General features: G+C 69.9%; 20 protein-coding genes. 12 read left to right on the top strand and 8 right to left on the bottom strand.

The window, feature by feature from the left end; translation table 11 throughout:
* Positions 1-85 precede the first annotated feature (85 nt).
* On the bottom strand, positions 86-574 hold the full coding sequence (locus GA0070612_RS09005; protein ID WP_088987500.1) for a hypothetical protein: 489 nt from the start codon (positions 572-574) through the stop codon (positions 86-88).
* A 248-nt stretch (positions 575-822) separates the two neighbouring features.
* Between GA0070612_RS09005 and GA0070612_RS09000 the strand changes: the two genes are divergently transcribed.
* The gene (locus GA0070612_RS09000) at positions 823-3,003 is read left to right on the top strand and encodes a tetratricopeptide repeat protein (RefSeq protein WP_088987499.1); all 2,181 of its coding nucleotides are present in this window, start codon (positions 823-825) and stop codon (positions 3,001-3,003) included.
* Between the two features lie 56 nt (positions 3,004-3,059).
* Here GA0070612_RS09000 and GA0070612_RS08995 read toward each other — a convergent pair whose 3' ends face one another.
* A complete protein-coding gene (locus GA0070612_RS08995) occupies positions 3,060-4,001 on the bottom strand; it encodes a threonine/serine dehydratase (protein ID WP_088987498.1) in 942 nt (313 codons plus the stop codon).
* Positions 4,002-4,016: 15 nt separating this feature from the next.
* Complete coding sequence (locus tag GA0070612_RS08990; protein WP_157742445.1) at positions 4,017-4,817, bottom strand: 2OG-Fe(II)-dependent halogenase WelO5 family protein; 801 nt, start codon at positions 4,815-4,817, stop codon at positions 4,017-4,019.
* A gap of 178 nt (positions 4,818-4,995) precedes the next feature.
* Here GA0070612_RS08990 and GA0070612_RS08985 point away from each other — a divergent pair, with 178 nt between their 5' ends.
* Positions 4,996-5,244: a hypothetical protein gene (locus GA0070612_RS08985; RefSeq protein WP_088987496.1), complete on the top strand. Its 249-nt coding sequence runs from the start codon at positions 4,996-4,998 to the stop codon at positions 5,242-5,244.
* Between the two features lie 422 nt (positions 5,245-5,666).
* Here the strand turns inward: GA0070612_RS08985 and GA0070612_RS08975 are convergent, their stop codons facing one another.
* The gene (locus GA0070612_RS08975) at positions 5,667-5,888 is read right to left on the bottom strand and encodes a hypothetical protein (RefSeq protein ID WP_088991369.1); all 222 of its coding nucleotides are present in this window, start codon (positions 5,886-5,888) and stop codon (positions 5,667-5,669) included.
* Between the two features lie 425 nt (positions 5,889-6,313).
* On the opposite strand from GA0070612_RS08975, the gene GA0070612_RS08970 reads away from it, so the two are divergent.
* The 7 genes from GA0070612_RS08970 (at position 6,314) to GA0070612_RS31360 (ending at position 10,379) form a co-directional block, all read left to right on the top strand.
* The gene (locus tag GA0070612_RS08970; protein WP_088987494.1) at positions 6,314-7,060 is read left to right on the top strand and encodes a DUF5753 domain-containing protein; all 747 of its coding nucleotides are present in this window, start codon (positions 6,314-6,316) and stop codon (positions 7,058-7,060) included.
* Entirely contained in the window at positions 7,048-7,242 is a 195-nt protein-coding gene (locus GA0070612_RS08965) for a DUF397 domain-containing protein (protein WP_088987493.1), read from the top strand. The genes GA0070612_RS08970 and GA0070612_RS08965 overlap by 13 nt, the downstream gene beginning before the upstream one ends.
* A gap of 56 nt (positions 7,243-7,298) precedes the next feature.
* Positions 7,299-7,793, top strand: coding sequence for a GNAT family N-acetyltransferase (locus GA0070612_RS08960; RefSeq protein WP_197699339.1), 495 nt, complete (start codon positions 7,299-7,301; stop codon positions 7,791-7,793).
* 31 nt (positions 7,794-7,824) lie between these two features.
* Positions 7,825-8,169 (top strand): hypothetical protein, encoded by a 345-nt coding sequence (locus GA0070612_RS08955; RefSeq protein ID WP_088987492.1) that lies wholly within the window; start codon positions 7,825-7,827, stop codon positions 8,167-8,169.
* A 745-nt stretch (positions 8,170-8,914) separates the two neighbouring features.
* Entirely contained in the window at positions 8,915-9,139 is a 225-nt protein-coding gene (locus GA0070612_RS08940; RefSeq protein WP_088987490.1) for a winged helix-turn-helix domain-containing protein, read from the top strand.
* A gap of 216 nt (positions 9,140-9,355) precedes the next feature.
* The gene (locus GA0070612_RS08935) at positions 9,356-10,003 is read left to right on the top strand and encodes a DUF433 domain-containing protein (RefSeq protein ID WP_088987489.1); all 648 of its coding nucleotides are present in this window, start codon (positions 9,356-9,358) and stop codon (positions 10,001-10,003) included.
* Positions 9,966-10,379: a PIN-like domain-containing protein gene (locus GA0070612_RS31360; RefSeq protein WP_157742444.1), complete on the top strand. Its 414-nt coding sequence runs from the start codon at positions 9,966-9,968 to the stop codon at positions 10,377-10,379. The genes GA0070612_RS08935 and GA0070612_RS31360 overlap by 38 nt, the downstream gene beginning before the upstream one ends.
* Positions 10,380-10,459: 80 nt before the next feature.
* Here GA0070612_RS31360 and GA0070612_RS08930 read toward each other — a convergent pair whose 3' ends face one another.
* The 3 genes from GA0070612_RS08930 to GA0070612_RS08920 form a co-directional block, all read right to left on the bottom strand.
* On the bottom strand, positions 10,460-10,714 hold the full coding sequence (locus GA0070612_RS08930; RefSeq protein ID WP_088987488.1) for a Smr/MutS family protein: 255 nt from the start codon (positions 10,712-10,714) through the stop codon (positions 10,460-10,462).
* Positions 10,715-10,837: 123 nt separating this feature from the next.
* On the bottom strand, positions 10,838-11,206 hold the full coding sequence (locus GA0070612_RS08925) for a tetratricopeptide repeat protein (protein WP_088987487.1): 369 nt from the start codon (positions 11,204-11,206) through the stop codon (positions 10,838-10,840).
* A 90-nt stretch (positions 11,207-11,296) separates the two neighbouring features.
* Positions 11,297-12,067: an ROK family protein gene (locus GA0070612_RS08920; protein ID WP_088987486.1), complete on the bottom strand. Its 771-nt coding sequence runs from the start codon at positions 12,065-12,067 to the stop codon at positions 11,297-11,299.
* Between the two features lie 62 nt (positions 12,068-12,129).
* Here GA0070612_RS08920 and GA0070612_RS08915 point away from each other — a divergent pair, with 62 nt between their 5' ends.
* The 3 genes from GA0070612_RS08915 (at position 12,130) to GA0070612_RS08905 (ending at position 15,256) form a co-directional block, all read left to right on the top strand.
* Positions 12,130-13,767, top strand: a complete 1,638-nt coding sequence (locus tag GA0070612_RS08915; protein WP_088987485.1) for an ABC-F family ATP-binding cassette domain-containing protein — start codon at positions 12,130-12,132, stop codon at positions 13,765-13,767.
* Between the two features lie 38 nt (positions 13,768-13,805).
* Entirely contained in the window at positions 13,806-14,114 is a 309-nt protein-coding gene (locus tag GA0070612_RS08910) for a hypothetical protein (protein ID WP_088987484.1), read from the top strand.
* Positions 14,115-14,530: 416 nt separating this feature from the next.
* Entirely contained in the window at positions 14,531-15,256 is a 726-nt protein-coding gene (locus GA0070612_RS08905; RefSeq protein ID WP_088987483.1) for a methyltransferase domain-containing protein, read from the top strand.
* Here GA0070612_RS08905 and GA0070612_RS08900 read toward each other — a convergent pair.
* On the bottom strand, positions 15,253-16,260 hold the full coding sequence (locus tag GA0070612_RS08900; protein WP_088987482.1) for a LacI family DNA-binding transcriptional regulator: 1,008 nt from the start codon (positions 16,258-16,260) through the stop codon (positions 15,253-15,255). The genes GA0070612_RS08905 and GA0070612_RS08900 overlap by 4 nt on opposite strands.
* Between the last annotated feature and the right edge of the window lie 74 nt (positions 16,261-16,334).

Raw genomic sequence — 16,334 nt, 5'->3', positions numbered from 1 at the left:
GGCGAATCGCCCGCCGGGCCACCGACTATTCGTGGGCCACCGAAACGCCGCTCGCCCTTTCCGGAATCGTTCAGTCGGAATGTGGTCAGTCCACTGGCTGGGGCTGACCGGCGCCGATACGGTGCCACCGATTTCCATCGTGATCGGTGAAGGTGAGATCCACCAGAACGGTGTCGGCCGGGCGTAACCGGTGCTGGGCCGCAACAGTGACGAAGATGTCCTGCGTGTCGCGGCCGGCAATCCGGCGGACGTGTTTCGCGGCGGCCAGCTCGACGGACGCGCCGTCCGGGTCGTCCGGCGCGACGACCCGGGCCAGCACCGCCACGTCCAGCACCGGCGCGTCACTCTCGTTGGCCACCGTGACCCGCAGAACCGACGTGCCCCGGATCTCCACCACCGCCGACACCAACCGGGCCTGGGCGGCCCGGATCCGCAGGTCGTCGCTGCGCCGGGCGCGGATTTCCCGCCGCAGTCCAAGGTAGACGAACAGCACACTGGCGATGGAGCCGACCGCACCGAACCAGTCCGGTACGGAACCCCAGTCGACCACGTCCTGGATAGGCGACCAGTTCATCAGTCCATCGTGGATGTACCTGTCGAGTGCCACACACGGCGGATCGGCCGGATTCGACCGCGAAATGGGAATCGGAGCACCGATTACGGTCATCCGCGTGGCCTAAACGGTGAGTGTGCAACCCCGCACGACGGTGGATAGGCTTGCTGTCGACGTGGTGTGGGCGACAATCCCCTCGACTGTCCATCAGATGGACAGGATCTTCCGCCGCCGACCCCGCGCAATATCGCCACCGAAGGGGGACCGCATTGACTGCGGACGTTCCACCCGAGGATGTCACAGTACGCCGGCCTGCGTACGACCGGCCGAGTCGCGTCTCCGTCGACCCACCCCTCGGGCGACTGGACAGCCCACTGCACGGCCGGGACGGCCTGATCGACGAGATCATGCAGCCGGAGGAGAGCACCGGGGAGCCTTCGGTGCACATCCTGTGCGGCATGGGCGGCTCCGGCAAGAGCCACGTCGCCCTGGAGATCGCCCGCCGGGCGAGGGCCGACGGCCGGACGGTCTGGTGGGTGCAGGCGGGGCGGCTCAACTCCGGCATGCGGGAGGTGGTCAGCCAGCTCGGCGCCTCGGAGACCCAGGTCGACCAGGCCTGGGCCGGGATGATCAGCGCCACCGACCTGGTGTGGCGCTACCTCAACCAGGCCGCGCAGCCCTGGTTGCTGATCTTCGACAGCGCGGACGAGCCCGCCACCCTGGGCCCCACCGACGGGGTGCTCGCCGACGGCACCGGTTGGTTGCGCCGCCCGGAGGCCGAGGACGGCGTGGTCATCGTGACCACCCGGGACGGCAACCGGGCCACCTGGGGCACCTGGTCGACGCTGCACCAGGTGCGCCCCCTGGACGCCGACGCCGGCGCGCAGGTGCTGATCGACCGGGCCGGGCCGCAGGCCGGTGACGTGGCCGACGCCCGGGAGCTGTCCCGGGAGCTGGGCGGTCTGCCCCTCGCCCTGCGCGCCGCCGGCAACTACCTGAAGTCGGTCAACGCCAGCCCGGTCTGGCGCGGCTCGTCCACCATCACCACCTTCGCGGACTACCGGGCGGCCGTGCAACGCCGGTTCCGCGCACCGCTCGACGCCCCCGACGTCGACCTCGACGAGTCACTCGGTCTGGAGATCGTCCGCGAGGTCGACGACCTGTCCCTGGACCTGCTGTCCCGCCGCAAGCTCCAGCAGAGCCGGCCGCTGCTCAACGTGCTGGCCTGCCTGAGCGTCTCCCCGGTGCCCTACGAGGTGGTGCTCAAACCGGCCATCCTGGCCGAGTCGCCACTGTTCAAGGGGCTCACCGGCCAGCAACGGGTGAAGGTGCTGGAGGGCATCGCCGACCTCGCCCTGGTCGACTTCGACGTCCAGGACGAGGTCACCGACCCGGCGTTCGCGCACGTGCTGTCGCTGCACCCGCTGGTGCACGCGATGTTCCGCGACCGCGACGAGGTCCGTGAGCAGATCGCCGAATACCACGGGCTGGTCATGAAGCTGCTGCTCGCCGCCACCGAGGGGCTGAGCCCGGACGACTCGGCGGCCTGGACCAACTGGGACGTCCTGGTGCCGCACCTGGTCGAGGCTGTGCGGGAATACCTGGTGCCGCAGAAACACAAGCACGACCCCGAGACGGTACGCCGCGCACTGGAGCTGGCCCGACTCACCGCCCGCTACCTCATCGCGATCGGCCTACCCGGCTCGGCCTTCGACATCCTCGACCCGATCGTGCGGGGCTGCGCCGCGTACGACCACGACCTGGACCGGCCGCAGGTGCTGGCGCTGCGCCACGAGTTGGGCCGCACCTGGCTGGAGCGCAACCAACCGGAGATGGCCGACCGGGTGCTCCGCGACGTGATCGCGGACCGCACCCGGGTGCTGGGCAGCGACGACGCCGACACCCTCGCCAGCCGGCACAAGCTCACCAAGGCGATCATGGCGCAGCGCCAGTGGCCGGAGGCCGAGACGGAGCTGCGGCAGATCGTCGCCGCGGAGGACCAGGTCCGCGGCCCGGAGCACTGGGACACGATGATCGTGCGGCACAGCCTGGCGCTGGCGGTGCTCGCCCAACAGCGGGCACCCGAGGCCGAGGAGATGCTGCACGCCATCCTGGAGGTCCGCTACCGGACCTGGCCGCTCAACCAACCGGAGACCTGGCAGGCCCGGCACACGCTGGCCCGGTGCATGCAGGCGCAGGGGCGGCTGGCCGAGGCCGAGGCCGAGCTGCGGGCCACCCTCGCCACTGTGGAGCCCCGGCACGCCGACCGCAGTGAGGTGTTGGCCATCCGGGCCACCCTGGCCGCGGTGCTCCTGCTCGACGGGCGACTCGAACCAGCCATCGAGGAGTACGAGCAGCTCCTGGCCGACCGTCGGCGACTACTGGGAGACACCCACCTGGACACCCTCCAGATCGAGCACGCGCTGCGCCGCCTGCGAAACGGCGACTGAGCCCGTCACCGCTCTGCACCCTCGGATGCGCCGCGGCTGGCACCGCTCTGCCCCCGTCAGTGCGGCGCGGCCGGGCCCAGGTCGCTCGGGTCGGTGTTGCCACCGCAGATGACCACTGCCACGCGCTCCCCCGGCTGCGGCACGTACGCCCCGCCGACCAGCGCGGCCAGCGCGGCAGCGCCACCCAACTCGGCGGCGACCCGCAGCTCCGACCAGAGCAGCCGGCGCGCCCGCACCAGGTCCTCGTCGCGGACCAGGACGGACTCCACACCGGTCCGGCGGGCGGTGTCGTAGGCGATCTCACCGATGCGACGGGCACCCAGCGAATCCGTGGCGATGCCACCGACCTCGATGTCGACCGGCCGGCCCGCCTTGAGCGCCGAGTGCAGGGTGGGGATCTGCTCGGGCTCGACGGCGACGACCCGCACCGACCCGTCGAACCAACTGGCGATGCCGGACACCAACCCGCCGCCGCCGACCGCCACCAGCACCGTGTCGATGCCGTCGACCTGCCGTTCCAACTCCCGGCCGACGGTGCCCTGCCCGGCCACCACCTCCGGCTGGTCGTACGCGTGCACCACCAACGCCCCGCTCTCCGCGGCCCGCTGGGTGCTCGCGGCCAGCGCCTCGGCGTAGTGCTGGCCGACCTGGCGCACCTGCGCGCCCAGCCCGGCCAACCGCTGCACCTTGACCGGCGAGGCGGTGACCGGCACGAAGACCTCCGCAGGAACGCCCAGCGACCGGGCCGCGTACGCGACGGCGAGGCCGTGGTTGCCACCCGACGCGGCGATCACCCCGGCCGCCGGCAACGCCCCCTGGAGCATCCGGTTGAACGCCCCACGCGGCTTGAACGAGCCGGTGTGCTGGTGCAACTCCAGTTTGAGACTGAGCTGCCCCGGCACCCCCAGGTCGGCGCCGTCGACGGCGATGACCGGGGTTTCCCGGACCCGCCCCTCGACCAGTGCCGCAGCCGACTCGACGTCGCTTCTGTCCACCATGGGAAACGCCCTTCGCTACGACCAGAGGGCCAGTCGACCGTCGTCGGTGAGCCCGACAAAACATCCTATGGAGATCCGGCGGCCACCGGTCGCGGGACGCACCGTGTGATAGTGCCGGGGATCGAACAGGAAACCCTCCCCGAGCGTGGGCCGCAGCGTCAACGACTGCGTGTCGGCGGTCACCGACTCGTCGAAGCCGTACCCGCCGGGGATCCGCTGCTCCTCGTCGCCCGGCTGCCACCGCCGCCGCCACAGCACCGTCTCCCCACCTGCGGGCGGCACCCGGATGTAGATGTTGAACGCCAACTGCGCCACCACGTCGCCGTCGAGCAGCCGGCCCGCGTACTCCCGGACCGCGTCGTCGAAGTGCACCTGGAGACCGGCGTTGATCTCGCGGACGATGCCGACGTGCATCTCCCGACCCTGCCGACGGCCGGGTGCGACATCCGGCCAGGCGGTCCGGAACGCCGCCAGGCACAACTCCCGTGGCGAATCCGGCAGGCCCAACGTGGACCAGCTCTTGTCGGCCGCGCGGGCCGCGTCCCAGTAGTCGTCCCGAAGCTCACCGGCGGCCCGGTGGTCGTTGATGGCCGGGCCGAACTTGGCGACGACCGGAAAGACCCGACTCTCGTCGTAGCGGTCCATCGGCGCGTCGGCGAGCGCAGCCGTGATCGCGTGACACCGGGCGGCGGACAACAGCCCCGGCACCCGGATGGCGGCCAGCCGCCCCGCGATGAGCCCGGCGACGTCCGCACGGGTGATCGAGTCTGATTCGACGGCGACGAACAACGGATCAGTACTGCTCGAATGCTGCACGGCGGTCCTCCCGTAACGAAGATCCCTCACCGGACAAGTCGCACCGTGCAATGTACAAACCGCCGGCAAGACCGCCTTTCCGCAGTTCCCGGCGGGGTGGCGAGGCCGCCGCTACCATCGGCGCAACCGGGGTACGCGACACCGAGCCGTACGGCGGGAGCTTTCCACCGATCGGAGAATGGTGACGATTCCCGACGTGCCGCATGATGCGAATAGCTCGAACGCTGACGAGGAGTTCGATATGGCTGGCGCCGGTCCGACGGATCTTGACGTGCACGTCGACCGCCTGGAAATGGCACGTCGAATAGCCCGGGAGATGATCGAGTCCGATCACCTGGCGTTGGACCTGGCCGTCCGGCAGCGCCCGCAGTGCTGGTCCCGCAGCCCGGTCGGCCACAGCGCCCGCGCCGACGCAACGGCTCACTGACCCCAGCCTCTGTTCCAGTTCACCGCCCCAGGCCTGCACCGCACCGGTGCGCCTCCAGTGCTCCCGTAGCGCCGCCTGCCAGGCCTTACTGCCGGCCTCGTCAACCGGTCCACCGCACCATCGGTGAGACCAATCCGAATAGTGCATACCTTCGTCGCCCGGGTGGATGCTGCGGAGCTACCGGCGTTCGGCCCAGCCGACGAAGCGCGTCGTCAGGTCGGGCAACGTGACGCCCGGGTTGAGCTTCGTCAGGTCAGCCGCCGCTTCCTCCTGAACCTCTGCCATGTACACCAGCAGGCCCGGCCGATCCTGACGGTACCGGCCGAGGAGGCGCAGCTTCGCCGCCGAGCAGGGCCAGGGAATGCCGCAGTTAGGGCAACGCCACGACGGGCGCAGCGGCTTGTGCTCTGGTTCACCCCGCATCAGACGACCCGCAAGGGCGTACGGGCGACCGGACGGCGGACGGTCTTCCGGACGGCTTGGATGGACGGGTCCTGCCAAATCAGACCGGCGGACATGACGAACAGGGACCGGCGCGCGACTGCATCGCCGCTCCTAGCCAGCTCGTACGCGTCAATCCAGATCCACCCGTCATAGGTCGGCAAGTCGAGGACCCGAATCACGCGGACGAAGATCGGGCGCATGAACTGAACGCTCGCGGCGCGGGTCAGGTGTAGGACGTCGCCCGTGCGCGGCTTCCGCGCGGACCTGCTCACGAGGCAACCCAGGGGCTGTCAGGAGTGCGGTTGAGTCCGTTGACCGGCCAGGGCGGAACGATGGGCCCTGATGGCCAGGGCATGCCCGGCGACGACGGCGGGACCGGTTGGGGCTTGGGATCGGGCTTCGGTTCGGGTGGCTGGTCTGGCACGGTGCTCCCCTGATCGTCATTGGGAAGGGCCGCCCCTGTGAGCGCTCGCCCGACAGGGGCGGCCCCGCTTACGAACGCGTCCGCCGAATACAGGTCTACCGGACGCGCCGCCTACAAAGCACTTTGCCGTCTGGAGCTAGACGGCTACACCACGTAGCTATACGTTCTATAGACGTTGGAGACGTCCACGCGGAGGTGGGTGTGAACCAGGCGCTACGAGCGGCATTGGCCGACACGGGTGAGACCGTCGAAAGTCTCGCGGAGCAGGTCGGCGTAGATCCGAAGACGGTGGCGCGCTGGGTCAACCCTGGCCGAGTGCCACACCCACGCCACCGCGCAGCCGCAGCAGCCGCGCTCGGCCGTGAGACTGAGGACATTTGGCCGGACGTTTTGAAGCGGCGGGAGCCGGCCTGGCTACGGCCGTGGGTTGAGACCGAACTTCAGGCGTCCGCCCTGCGCGCCTTTCAGGTGGCGGTCATCCCTGGCCTGTTGCAAACCCCCGATTACGCCTCGGCGGTACTAGCAAGCGGGATGCTTGGCCCGGACGAGGTCGCGGACTACGTCGCGACCCGACTACGCAGGCAAACGGCGGTGCTGGAGCGACGCAAGCCCCCGCTCTTCGTCGCGGTAATTGACGAATTCGCTCTTCGCCGTGGCGACCCGGAGATTATGAACCCGCAGCTAGACCACCTGGTAACGATGGCTCAGCGGCCGAACGTGCTTCTTCACGTGCTGCCGCTGGACGCGGGCCTCCACGCCGGACAAGCAGGGCCGTTCGTTATCGCCACAACTGAAGACGGCGATGTCGCCTACCTCGACGATCAGCTTGCAGGACGGCTGACGAATGACACCGCTACCCTTTGGGCCACCTGGGATACGCTGCGCTCGGTGGCTCTCTCTCGCCGTCAAACCATCGACTTTCTAGAGGCAAGATCATGGCTGACCTGACCGGCGCCCTGTGGCGCAAGAGCACCCGTAGTAGCTCCAACGGCGGCGACTGCGTCGAGGTTGCCGACAACATTCCCGGCGTCGTCGCGGTGCGCGACTCGAAGGATCAATCGGGCCCGACGCTGACCTTCCCTCCGGCCGCGTGGGTGGCGTTCGTCAGCCAGGTCGCCGAGCAGTCGTAACCAACGCTGACGCGTGAGTGCTGCTGCCCCCAGGCGTTGTGTGCGAGGCTTCGGCGGTGACTGACCTCGGCATCCGCGCGGCCACCTCGGCCGATTCCGAATTCTTGGTCGACATGCTCGTGGAGGCCGTGAACTGGCTACCCGAGCGCAACTGGTCGCGTGAAGAGATCCTGGCGAACCCCGCGCTGGCCCACTACGTCAGCGGCTGGATGCGGCCGGACGACTTCGGCCTGATCGCGGTGGACCCGACCGATCGGCCGGTCGGCGCAGCCTGGTTCCGATTCCTGACCGCCGCGGATCCGGGCTACGGGTACGTGAGTGACGACGTTCCCGAGCTGACCATCGGCGTGGTGGAGTCCTGGCGTGGCCGCGGTGTGGGCCGGATGCTCCTGCGCGCCGTTCTGGACGCCGCACGAGCACGCGGCATTCGCACGGTGTCGCTGAGCGTGGAGCGGGCGAACTTCGCCGCGAGGCTGTACGCCGCCGAAGGGTTCCGCACCGTCGAGTCGTTCGAGGACGCCGACACGATGGTCGCCGAGATCGGGGGCTGACTGCGCTCGCTTAGCAGCGGATACTTCGGTCATGACTCTGGCCCCGTCACGCACCCACCTCGTTGACGCGCGCTCATCCTTCCTGGTGCTGGCCGGCTGGTACGTGGCTGTCGTCGTTGCGTTCGGCCTGTTCCTCAGCACGCTCTCCGGGTCGGTCCCCGCAGGCTGCGGCGAAGCATGCGACTCCGAACGGTCGCGGGCGCTGCTCTTCGGGCTCTACGTGGCCACGCCTGCGCTGTTCCTCGCGTTGCTGGTCAGCCTGGCGATGCTCGCGGTGCTCGTCTCCCGTACCCGGATCCGCTCGTCGGCGGTGGTGGGCACGCTCTCCGCGGGGCTTCCGCTGGTCGTGTGCGGCTTCCTCGCCGCCAGCCTCTGACCACCGCCGCTCGCGTCAGATCAGCCGCTGGATGCGGATCTTCGGACGCTCGTTCCGCAGGTGACCGTGTTTGTGCTGGCGAATCTGCTCGTCCCAGCGTCAACCAACTGGGCGGCGAGGTAGAGGGCAAGTGACACCGGTGCTCTGTCGTACTCCGCTTGCAACTCTCGGCGGCGGGTGTCACATGGCCAGTCCGCACCGCAACCAACGCAGATCCAGGCCGGGGTGATCGCGAGATGGCTCGTCATTGTGTTCCGTCCTGACTCGGCCAGTGACGGCTACTGATCGGGATGCGGTGGCGACTTCTGCACGGCAGGTCGGCACCGCAGCGACAGATGCGTCGCCAGTGCCTCCAAGACCAAATGGGCCGGTGGCGGCGCGCCAGGGTGAGCGCCACTGCGATGACGTACTCGTCGTATGACACGCGCCGCTGGGCGCTCTCAAAGCCCGGCTGCCCAGCACCGGAATCCCTGGTAGCGCGCCCGGCACCTGCGGTTGCGGCAGTTGCACCGTTCGGTCTGGTCACGATGCCTCCTGCCGACGCCTGGGGTTCCGTGGGCACCCGGTCAACGGTGTCCGGAGACAGGGCACCCACGGCAGGACCGACCCGGCCGCCAAGCTGGGTAGCCCCACAAGCAACTTAGGACGCAATGTGCGCAGGGTCAACAGCTACGACACATAGCGTTGTAAGTCGAGCCAGAGATGTGGTCTGCTTGCACCAGCCGCCAAGCTGGGAGCACCACCTATGTCTGAAGCTGCGTACCTACAGGTCGCCCGAGATATCCGCGAGCAGATCAGCTCCGGCCAGTTGAAGCCGGGCGACAAGCTGCCGTCCTTCGCCGCCCTGTGCGAGCACTACGACGTCAGCAACACGGTGATCCGCGCCTCCATGCTGCTACTCAAAGCCGAGGGCTTGATCGACGGCCGGCAGGGCAAGGGCGTCTACGTCGCCAACTCGCCTCACGAATAGACCACGGCACAGCAGGCCGAACGCCCTCACACGTTCTCGACCCTTAACGGGTCCGCAGACGGCAGGCCAAAGGAATGCCGTCCGTGGGTCGTCGGCCGCGCGTGGGACCCGCATGCTCCGGGCACGTTCAAAGCGTGTCCGGCCGGACAGCGGTCGTCGCGGTCGTCGCTGATGTGCGATCCTCAGGCGAGGATGCCGAGGACCAAGGGGTGAGCCATGATCGACAAGTTCACGGTTCCACTGCTGACCCCCTTCGAGGCCGCCACACACCTGCAGATCCCCGAGCGGACCATGCGGCGCTGGCTTCACCAAGACGCTGCAGGATCGCCGCTGGTGCACAGCGTTAGGCCCGAGCGTCGAGGCTGGCCGTCAGTGCCCTTCATCGCGCTGGTCGAGGCTTACGTACTACGCGCCCTACGCGATCTGGGGCTTTCCCCTCACAGGATCGCTGAAGCGGCAGCAACCGTTAGAACTCAGTTCGGCACCGAATACGGCCTGGCAACCCGCAAGATCGCAACCGACGGCATCGACGTATTCGTGCACTATCTCGACAGCGACGAGATCGCCCGCGCACCTGACGGGCAAATGCCGATTCGGCAGGTCGTCGAGAACTACCTGCAGTACATCGCATGGGACGACGACGGCTTCGCCAGGAGGCTGACCCTGCGGCGCTACGACCCCGCTGTCGCCCAGGTCGTCATCGACCCACGGTTTGCGTGGGGGGCTCCCATTGTCGAATCCGCCAAGGTCACCGTTGACACGATCCTCGGCATGTGGAGAGGCGGAGAAAGTCCCGATGTCGTTGCCAGCGAATACGGACTGAGCGTTGAGCAGGTCGAAGCGCTCATCCGAGTCGCCGCCTGAGTTTTTCGCTGACCGCTGCCTGGGCAAACAGGCACCGGCACTGCTGGTTAACCTGGGCTGGATCGTTCACGTAGTTAGTGACTATTTTCCAGACGATGCGCAGGCGGTCAGCGATCCCGAATGGATCGAGTATGGGCTGCAGCGCGGGTGGTCACTTCTTACCCAAGACGAACGGATCTCCACCCAGCCGGCGGTCAAGGCGCTACTACGCGAGTACAGCGGGTGCATCCACTGCCTTGATAGCGCGAATCTCGCGATTCAAGCGCGGGTCGCCCGATTCGAGATCCAGCGCGGTGCCATTCATCAGAACGCTCGCGATCGGCGGGTGGGCTTCTTCCTTGTGCGCGAGCGCGGGGCTCCACGGCGCAAGCGGTAGCCGCGCGGAGATTGAATCGTTGCTGCGGCTTGCCGACGCGGCCTCTCAAGAAAGCAGCCACAGCAGGGGCCCTGCCGTCGCTACTTCCAGCGGAAGTGGACGAAGAGCCGGCCGAAGTTCTTCGAGTCCTTCTCCACGCGGTGGTAGAGCTGCTTGACATCCTTCTGGTCGAGGAACCGCAGCACGCGCTTCTTGAGCTGACCGGACCCCTTACCGGGGATGATCTCGACGAGGGTGGCCTTCTTCGCCACCGCCTCGTCCATGATCCCGCGCAGCGCGCGGTCGATGTCCTGGCCCTTGTTGAAGATGTCGTGCAGGTCCAGCTTGAGCTTCATGCCGCAGCCCCCGGCCGGTCAGGTCCCATGTCCGCCATCCTAGGCACGTCCGTCGTCAGGTTCGCTGGCACGACGAAGGGGCGGCCCCGGAGGACCGCCCCTGCCACGTCACCCGGTCCACGCTCAGCGTGTGCCGCCCACTCGGGTCTCCACCCGCTCCAGCGCGGTCCGGTAGTCGTCGTTCGTCGCGTACATCGCGGCGGCGATCCGCAGGTGCCGCAGCGCGTCGTTGTGCCGGTTCAGCCGCTCCAGCGTCCGACCGAGCACGTGGTGCGCGTAGTGGTCGCTGGGGTCCCGGTCGATCAGCTCCCGCAGGTGCTCCTCGGCCCGGTTGAGCTGGGCCGACTGGAAGTACGCCCGGGCCAGCAGCTGCCGAACGGCCGCGTTGCCGGGTTCGGCGTCGACGATCGGTTCCAGCAGTCGGGCCGCTCCGCTCGGGTCACCGGTTTCGAAGAACATGGTCGCCCGCCGGTAGTCCGCCAGAAGATCCATCTGCCCCACCCCCTCGGTCGCACCGTCACCTGTTCCGACGCTGGCACAACACCGGACGTTTGGCGACTGTTCCCGGGAGTCGAATAGGGGTCAGGTGCGGGCGTCCCGACGTCCGGCGGAAAGTTCCCAGGCACGGACACCGCCGACGATTCCGGCGGTGTTCGGCACCACCACCACGTCGTCGCCCATCCGGGCGAGCTGCTCGGGCCGGATCAGTCGGGAGTTGCCCCCGCCCAGGTAGAGCCGGTCCCACCGGAACACCGGGCGCAACCCGTCGACCACCTGCCGGATCCGGCGGGACCAGAAGGCGTCGCCGAGCCGCCGACGTTCCGGCTCACCCACGTACGTGTCGTAGGTGGTGCCCCACCGCACCGGCGCGTGCGACAGCTCCAGGTGCGGTGCGAGCACCCCGCCGTCGAAGAGCGCGCTGCCCAGCCCGGTGCCGAGGGTCAGCACCAGCTCGCAGCCGGTGCCGGCGACCACCCCGGCACCGTGCACCTCGGCGTCGTTGAGCACCAGCGCGGGCACCCCGAAAGCGTCCGCGAGGGCGCCCCGGGCGTCCCAGCCGGACCACTCGGCGAGCAGGTCCGGGTCGACGCGACTGCGCGGGCCGCTGCGGGTCACGTAGTGCGGCGTGGCGACCACCACCCCGTGCCGGATCATCCCGGGTACGCCGACGGTCAGCCGGTCCGCCGTCGGCAGGCGTCCGCCCAGATCGAGCAGGGTCGAGACGAAAAGCGCAGGCGGCAACGGGTACGGGGTGGGCACCCGCAACGGTCGGGCCCGCATCGTGCCCGCCTCGTCCAGCACGGAGGCCTTGATACCTCCGCCGCCGCAGTCGATCGCCAGTGTGGTCACCACGCCGTTGAGTCTGCCCGCTGCCGTCGGCTCGTATGCCGGCAGCCGGATAGGCTGCCGTCCTGATGAGCGCCACGATGATCGTCAAGGACCTGGCCGCCGGGCACGGCGACCGCTCACTCTTCGCCGGGTTGGACCTGGTTGTCGCCCCTGGTGACGTGGTCGGCCTGGTGGGGCCGAACGGGGCCGGCAAGTCGACGCTGCTGCGTACCCTCGCCGGGTTGTTGCCGGTCGAGGCCGGCAGCGTCCGGCTGAGCCCGCCCACCGCGACCGTCGGGCACCTGCCGCAGGAGCCGGAACGGCGACCGGGCGAGACGGTGCGGGACTTCTTGGCCCGCCGGACCGGGGTGACCGCCGCGCAGGCGGCCCTGGACGCGGCGACCGAGGCGTTGACCGCCGGGACGGCGGGCGCGGACGACGCGTACGGCGACGCGTTGGAGCGCTGGCTCGCCCTCGGCGGCGCGGATCTGGACGAGCGCGCCGAGCAGGTGAGCGCCGACCTGGGTCTGTCGGTGGACCTGGACCACGCCATGACCGGGTTGTCCGGCGGTCAGGCGGCCCGGGCGGGGCTGGCGTCGCTGCTGCTCAGCCGGTACGACATCTTCCTGCTCGACGAGCCGACGAACGACCTGGACCTGGCCGGGTTGGAGCGCCTGGAGGAGTTCGTCACCGGGCTACGCGCCGGCACGGTGCTGGTCAGCCACGACCGGGAGTTCCTGACCCGCACGGTGACCCGGGTGTTGGAGCTGGACCTGCCGCAGCAGCAGGTCAACCACTACGGCGGTGGCTACGCGGCCTACCTGGAGGAGCGCGAGGTGGCGCGCCGGCACGCCCGCGCGGACTTCGAGGAGTACGCCGACACGAAGGCCGGTCTGGAGGCGCGGGCGCGCACCCAGCGGGGCTGGATGGACAAGGGCGTGAAGAACGCCCGCCGAAAGGCCACCGACAACGACAAGATCGGTCGTAAGTTCCGGAGCGAGGCGAGCGAGAAGCAGGCCGGCAAGGTCAAGCAGACCGAGCGGCTGATCGAACGGCTCGACGTGGTCGAGGAGCCCCGCAAGGAGTGGGAGCTGCGCATGGAGATCGCCGCCGCGCCCCGCGCCGGCGCCGTCGTGGCCACGCTGCGAGGTGCGGTGGTACGTCGAGGCGGGTTCACCCTCGGCCCGGTCGACCTTCAGATCGACTGGGCGGACCGGGTGGCGGTCACCGGGGCGAACGGCTCCGGCAAGTCGACACTGCTGGCCGCGCTGCTCGGCCGGTTGCCGCTGGACGCCGGCACCGCCTCGCTCGGGCCCGGCGTCGTGGTCGGCGAGGTCGATCAGGCCCGCGGGTTGTTCCTCGGTGACGCGCCGCTGATCGACGCGTTTCACGCCGCCGTACCCCACATGTCGCCCGCCGACGCGCGGACCCTGCTGGCGAAGTTCGGGCTGCGCGCGGCGCACGTGCCCCGCCCGGCGGCCACCCTCTCCCCTGGTGAGCGGACCCGGGCGGCGTTGGCCCTGCTCCAGGGCCGTGGGGTCAACTTGCTGGTGCTCGACGAGCCCACCAACCACCTGGACCTGCCCGCCATCGAACAGCTCGAGTCGGCGCTGGCGACCTACCCCGGAACGCTGCTGCTGGTCACCCACGACCGGCGGATGTTGGCCGCCATCGCGACCAACCGGCGGCTGCGGGTCGACGGCGGGCGGATCGCCGAGGATTGATCCGCGTCCGCGGGCCGCTGCGGGGTGAGAATGACGCCATGCTCAAGTGGGAGTACGCCCTGCTGGTCCGCCGCCGTCAACCGGTTGCCGACGACCTGGGCTGGGAGGTCGTCTTCGTCTGGTACGGCCCGGACGGCTCGATGGTCGACGTGACGCCCTACGGCGACACGTCGCTGGCCCACCTCAACCGGGCCGGCGACCAGGGCTGGGAGCTGGTCGCGATGAGCGAGGACCCGTCCCTGGCCGGCAACAACGAGTTGCACCGCTATCACCTCAAGCGGCCGAAGCCGGCCGCACCGCCGCCCCGCCAGCGAATGCGCGGGGGCCGCCGCACCCTCTCCGGCTGACCCGCCGCCGCCGGACCCCGGCAGGCACTCTGCGCGGGCCACCGCACGCCCTCCCGCCGACGCGCCGCCGCCGGACCCCGGCAGGCACTGTGCGCGGGCCACCGCACGCCCTCCCGCCGACGCGCCGCCGCCGGACCCCGGCATGCCTGTTGAGCGTGATTCCGCTGTGGCATCTAGATGCCACAGCGGAATCAACCTCGTTCCGGTGCTCGCCCGCCGGGACCGGTTGGTGCGCGGCGGCACCCCACACCGGCACGGACCTGCCCGGGCTGGCGCGACAGACCGGTGCTCGCCCGCCGGGACCGGTTGGTGCACGGCGGCACCCCACACCGGCACGGACCTGCGCGATAGACCGATCCGGAGATCGGGGCATACCGGGCGCGATTGCGGGTATCGCGCGGCGGGAGGTGGCCCGAATGGTCGCTTTGGCACAGACTCCGCCCTCGGCCGACCGGCTGCGGGCGATCGACGAATTCCTCGCCGAGGCCTGGGCGGACCAGGTTCGGCACGACGACCGGCTGCGCGGCCTGTCGGTGGAGGTGCGGTTCGACCGGGGGGTTGCCCACCTCAGCGGGGACGTCGCCGAACCCGCCGAGTTACGGCTGGTACGCGACCTGGTGGGGCGACTGGCCGGCGTCTACGGCGTCTGGTGCCGGGTCGGCATCGACGGACGGGCGCCGGTGGTGGTGGACCTCGGCTGCGGGCCGACCAAGCAGTGGTCGAGCAACCTGGGTCTGGACATCTACCCCGCGCCGGGGGTGAACGCGGTCGCGGACCTGTCCGGGTCCCTGCCGCTGGCGGACAACTCGGTGGACGTCCTCTTCGCGGTGCACATCCTGGAGCACCTGATCGATTTTCTGCCGCTGGTGGACGAGTGCCACCGGGTGTTGCGTCCGGGTGGCGTCCTGCACGTGATGAGCCCCTGGTGGGGGCACGTGAACGCGGTGGCCGACCCGACCCACGTCCGGCTGATGGACGTGCAGACGTTCAAGGGGATCTGCCAGGGCCGGCCGCCGGGCACCCCGCGGTGGTACCCGCTGCACGCGGGCTGCGACGGCGCCTCAATCTTCGCCGACCTGACCCCACTCCCGCCGGACGCCGACCTGGCATCCAAGCCGCACCTGGCCCGCTTCTTCGACTAGGGAGTCCTGGTGGACTCGCGCAACTCCAGGCGGTAGGGAGCGGAGAGCGCCCTCGCCGGGGCGGCCCGGTCGCCGTCCAGGCGGATGGCCAGAAGCTCGACCGCCAGGTGGGCGATCCGCTCCTTGTCCGGCGCGACGGTGCTCAGGGTGGGGATGGAGAACCTGCCGTCCTCGATGTCGTCGAAGCCGACCACCGCCACGTCCCCGGGCACCCGCAGACCCGCCTCGTGCAGGGCGCGCAGAGCACCGAGGGCCAGTGTGTCGTTGAAACAGAAGACGGCGTCGGGGCGTACCCCGGAGGTGAGCAGGCTGCGCATCGCGGCCGCGCCGTCGGCGCGGTGCCAGGCCGACGCGGGCGCCACCAGGGTCTCGTCGTAGTCGAGCCCGGCGGCGCGCAGCGCGTCGGCGTAGCCGGCCAGGCGCAGTCGGGCGCTGGTGCCCTCGTCGGTGCGCTGGGGGCCGATGGCCGCGATCCGGCGGCGGCCGAGCTTGATCAGGTGATCGGTGATCTCCCGCGCCGCGGCCACGTTGTCGATCACCACGCGGTCGGCCGGGCCGTGCTCGACCCGCTCGCCGAGCAGCACCACCGGCGTGCCGTCCAGGCCGGCCAGGTCCTCCGCGGTCAGTGCCGACGGGCTGACGACGAGCCCGTCGATGAGCAGGTCGGTGATGCCGCAGGCGACCACCCGTTCCTGCTCACGCCGGCCACCGGCCTGGTCGATCAGCACCGTCCAGCCGTACGCGGCGGCGGCGGTGACCACGTGGCGGGCCAGCTCGGCGACGTACGGGATGTCCAGTTCCGGAACGGCCAAGGCGATCACGCCGGTGCGGCCCTTGCGCAGGTGCCGGGCGGAGAGGTTGGGCCGGTAGTTGAGCTCGGCGAGTGCCTCTTCGACGCGGGCCCGGGTGTTCGGTCGGACGTGCACGTAGCCGTTGACGACGTTGGAGACGGTCTTGACCGACACCCCGGCGCGTTCGGCCACGTCCTTGAGCCTGTGCCGCACTTCGCCACCTCCCCGGTGTGACCCAGCGCACCGTACCTCGTCGGTGCCGTCGCCACGGTGCCCGTGAACGATGC

The organism is Micromonospora chokoriensis, from assembly GCF_900091505.1.
GTDB classification, from domain to species: Bacteria; Actinomycetota; Actinomycetes; order Mycobacteriales; family Micromonosporaceae; genus Micromonospora; species Micromonospora chokoriensis.
The sequence above is the reverse complement of the archived record's forward strand: the minus strand, read 5'-3'. Positions and strand labels throughout refer to the sequence as shown.

Coding starts and splice junctions, on each gene's coding strand:
- GA0070612_RS08975 (WP_088991369.1), bottom strand. CDS start 5,888: ATGCGCCCGATCTTCGTCCGCGTGATTCGGGTCCTCGACTTGCCGACC.
- GA0070612_RS08925 (WP_088987487.1), bottom strand. CDS start 11,206: ATGGATCTTCTGGCGGACTACCGGCGGGCGACCATGTTCTTCGAAACC.
- GA0070612_RS08985 (WP_088987496.1), top strand. CDS start 4,996: ATGGTGACGATTCCCGACGTGCCGCATGATGCGAATAGCTCGAACGCT.
- GA0070612_RS08965 (WP_088987493.1), top strand. CDS start 7,048: ATGGCTGACCTGACCGGCGCCCTGTGGCGCAAGAGCACCCGTAGTAGC.
- GA0070612_RS09005 (WP_088987500.1), bottom strand. CDS start 574: ATGAACTGGTCGCCTATCCAGGACGTGGTCGACTGGGGTTCCGTACCG.
- GA0070612_RS08995 (WP_088987498.1), bottom strand. CDS start 4,001: ATGGTGGACAGAAGCGACGTCGAGTCGGCTGCGGCACTGGTCGAGGGG.
- GA0070612_RS08905 (WP_088987483.1), top strand. CDS start 14,531: ATGGTCGCTTTGGCACAGACTCCGCCCTCGGCCGACCGGCTGCGGGCG.
- GA0070612_RS08940 (WP_088987490.1), top strand. CDS start 8,915: ATGTCTGAAGCTGCGTACCTACAGGTCGCCCGAGATATCCGCGAGCAG.
- GA0070612_RS08935 (WP_088987489.1), top strand. CDS start 9,356: ATGATCGACAAGTTCACGGTTCCACTGCTGACCCCCTTCGAGGCCGCC.
- GA0070612_RS08930 (WP_088987488.1), bottom strand. CDS start 10,714: ATGAAGCTCAAGCTGGACCTGCACGACATCTTCAACAAGGGCCAGGAC.
- GA0070612_RS08910 (WP_088987484.1), top strand. CDS start 13,806: ATGCTCAAGTGGGAGTACGCCCTGCTGGTCCGCCGCCGTCAACCGGTT.
- GA0070612_RS08955 (WP_088987492.1), top strand. CDS start 7,825: ATGACTCTGGCCCCGTCACGCACCCACCTCGTTGACGCGCGCTCATCC.
- GA0070612_RS08915 (WP_088987485.1), top strand. CDS start 12,130: ATGAGCGCCACGATGATCGTCAAGGACCTGGCCGCCGGGCACGGCGAC.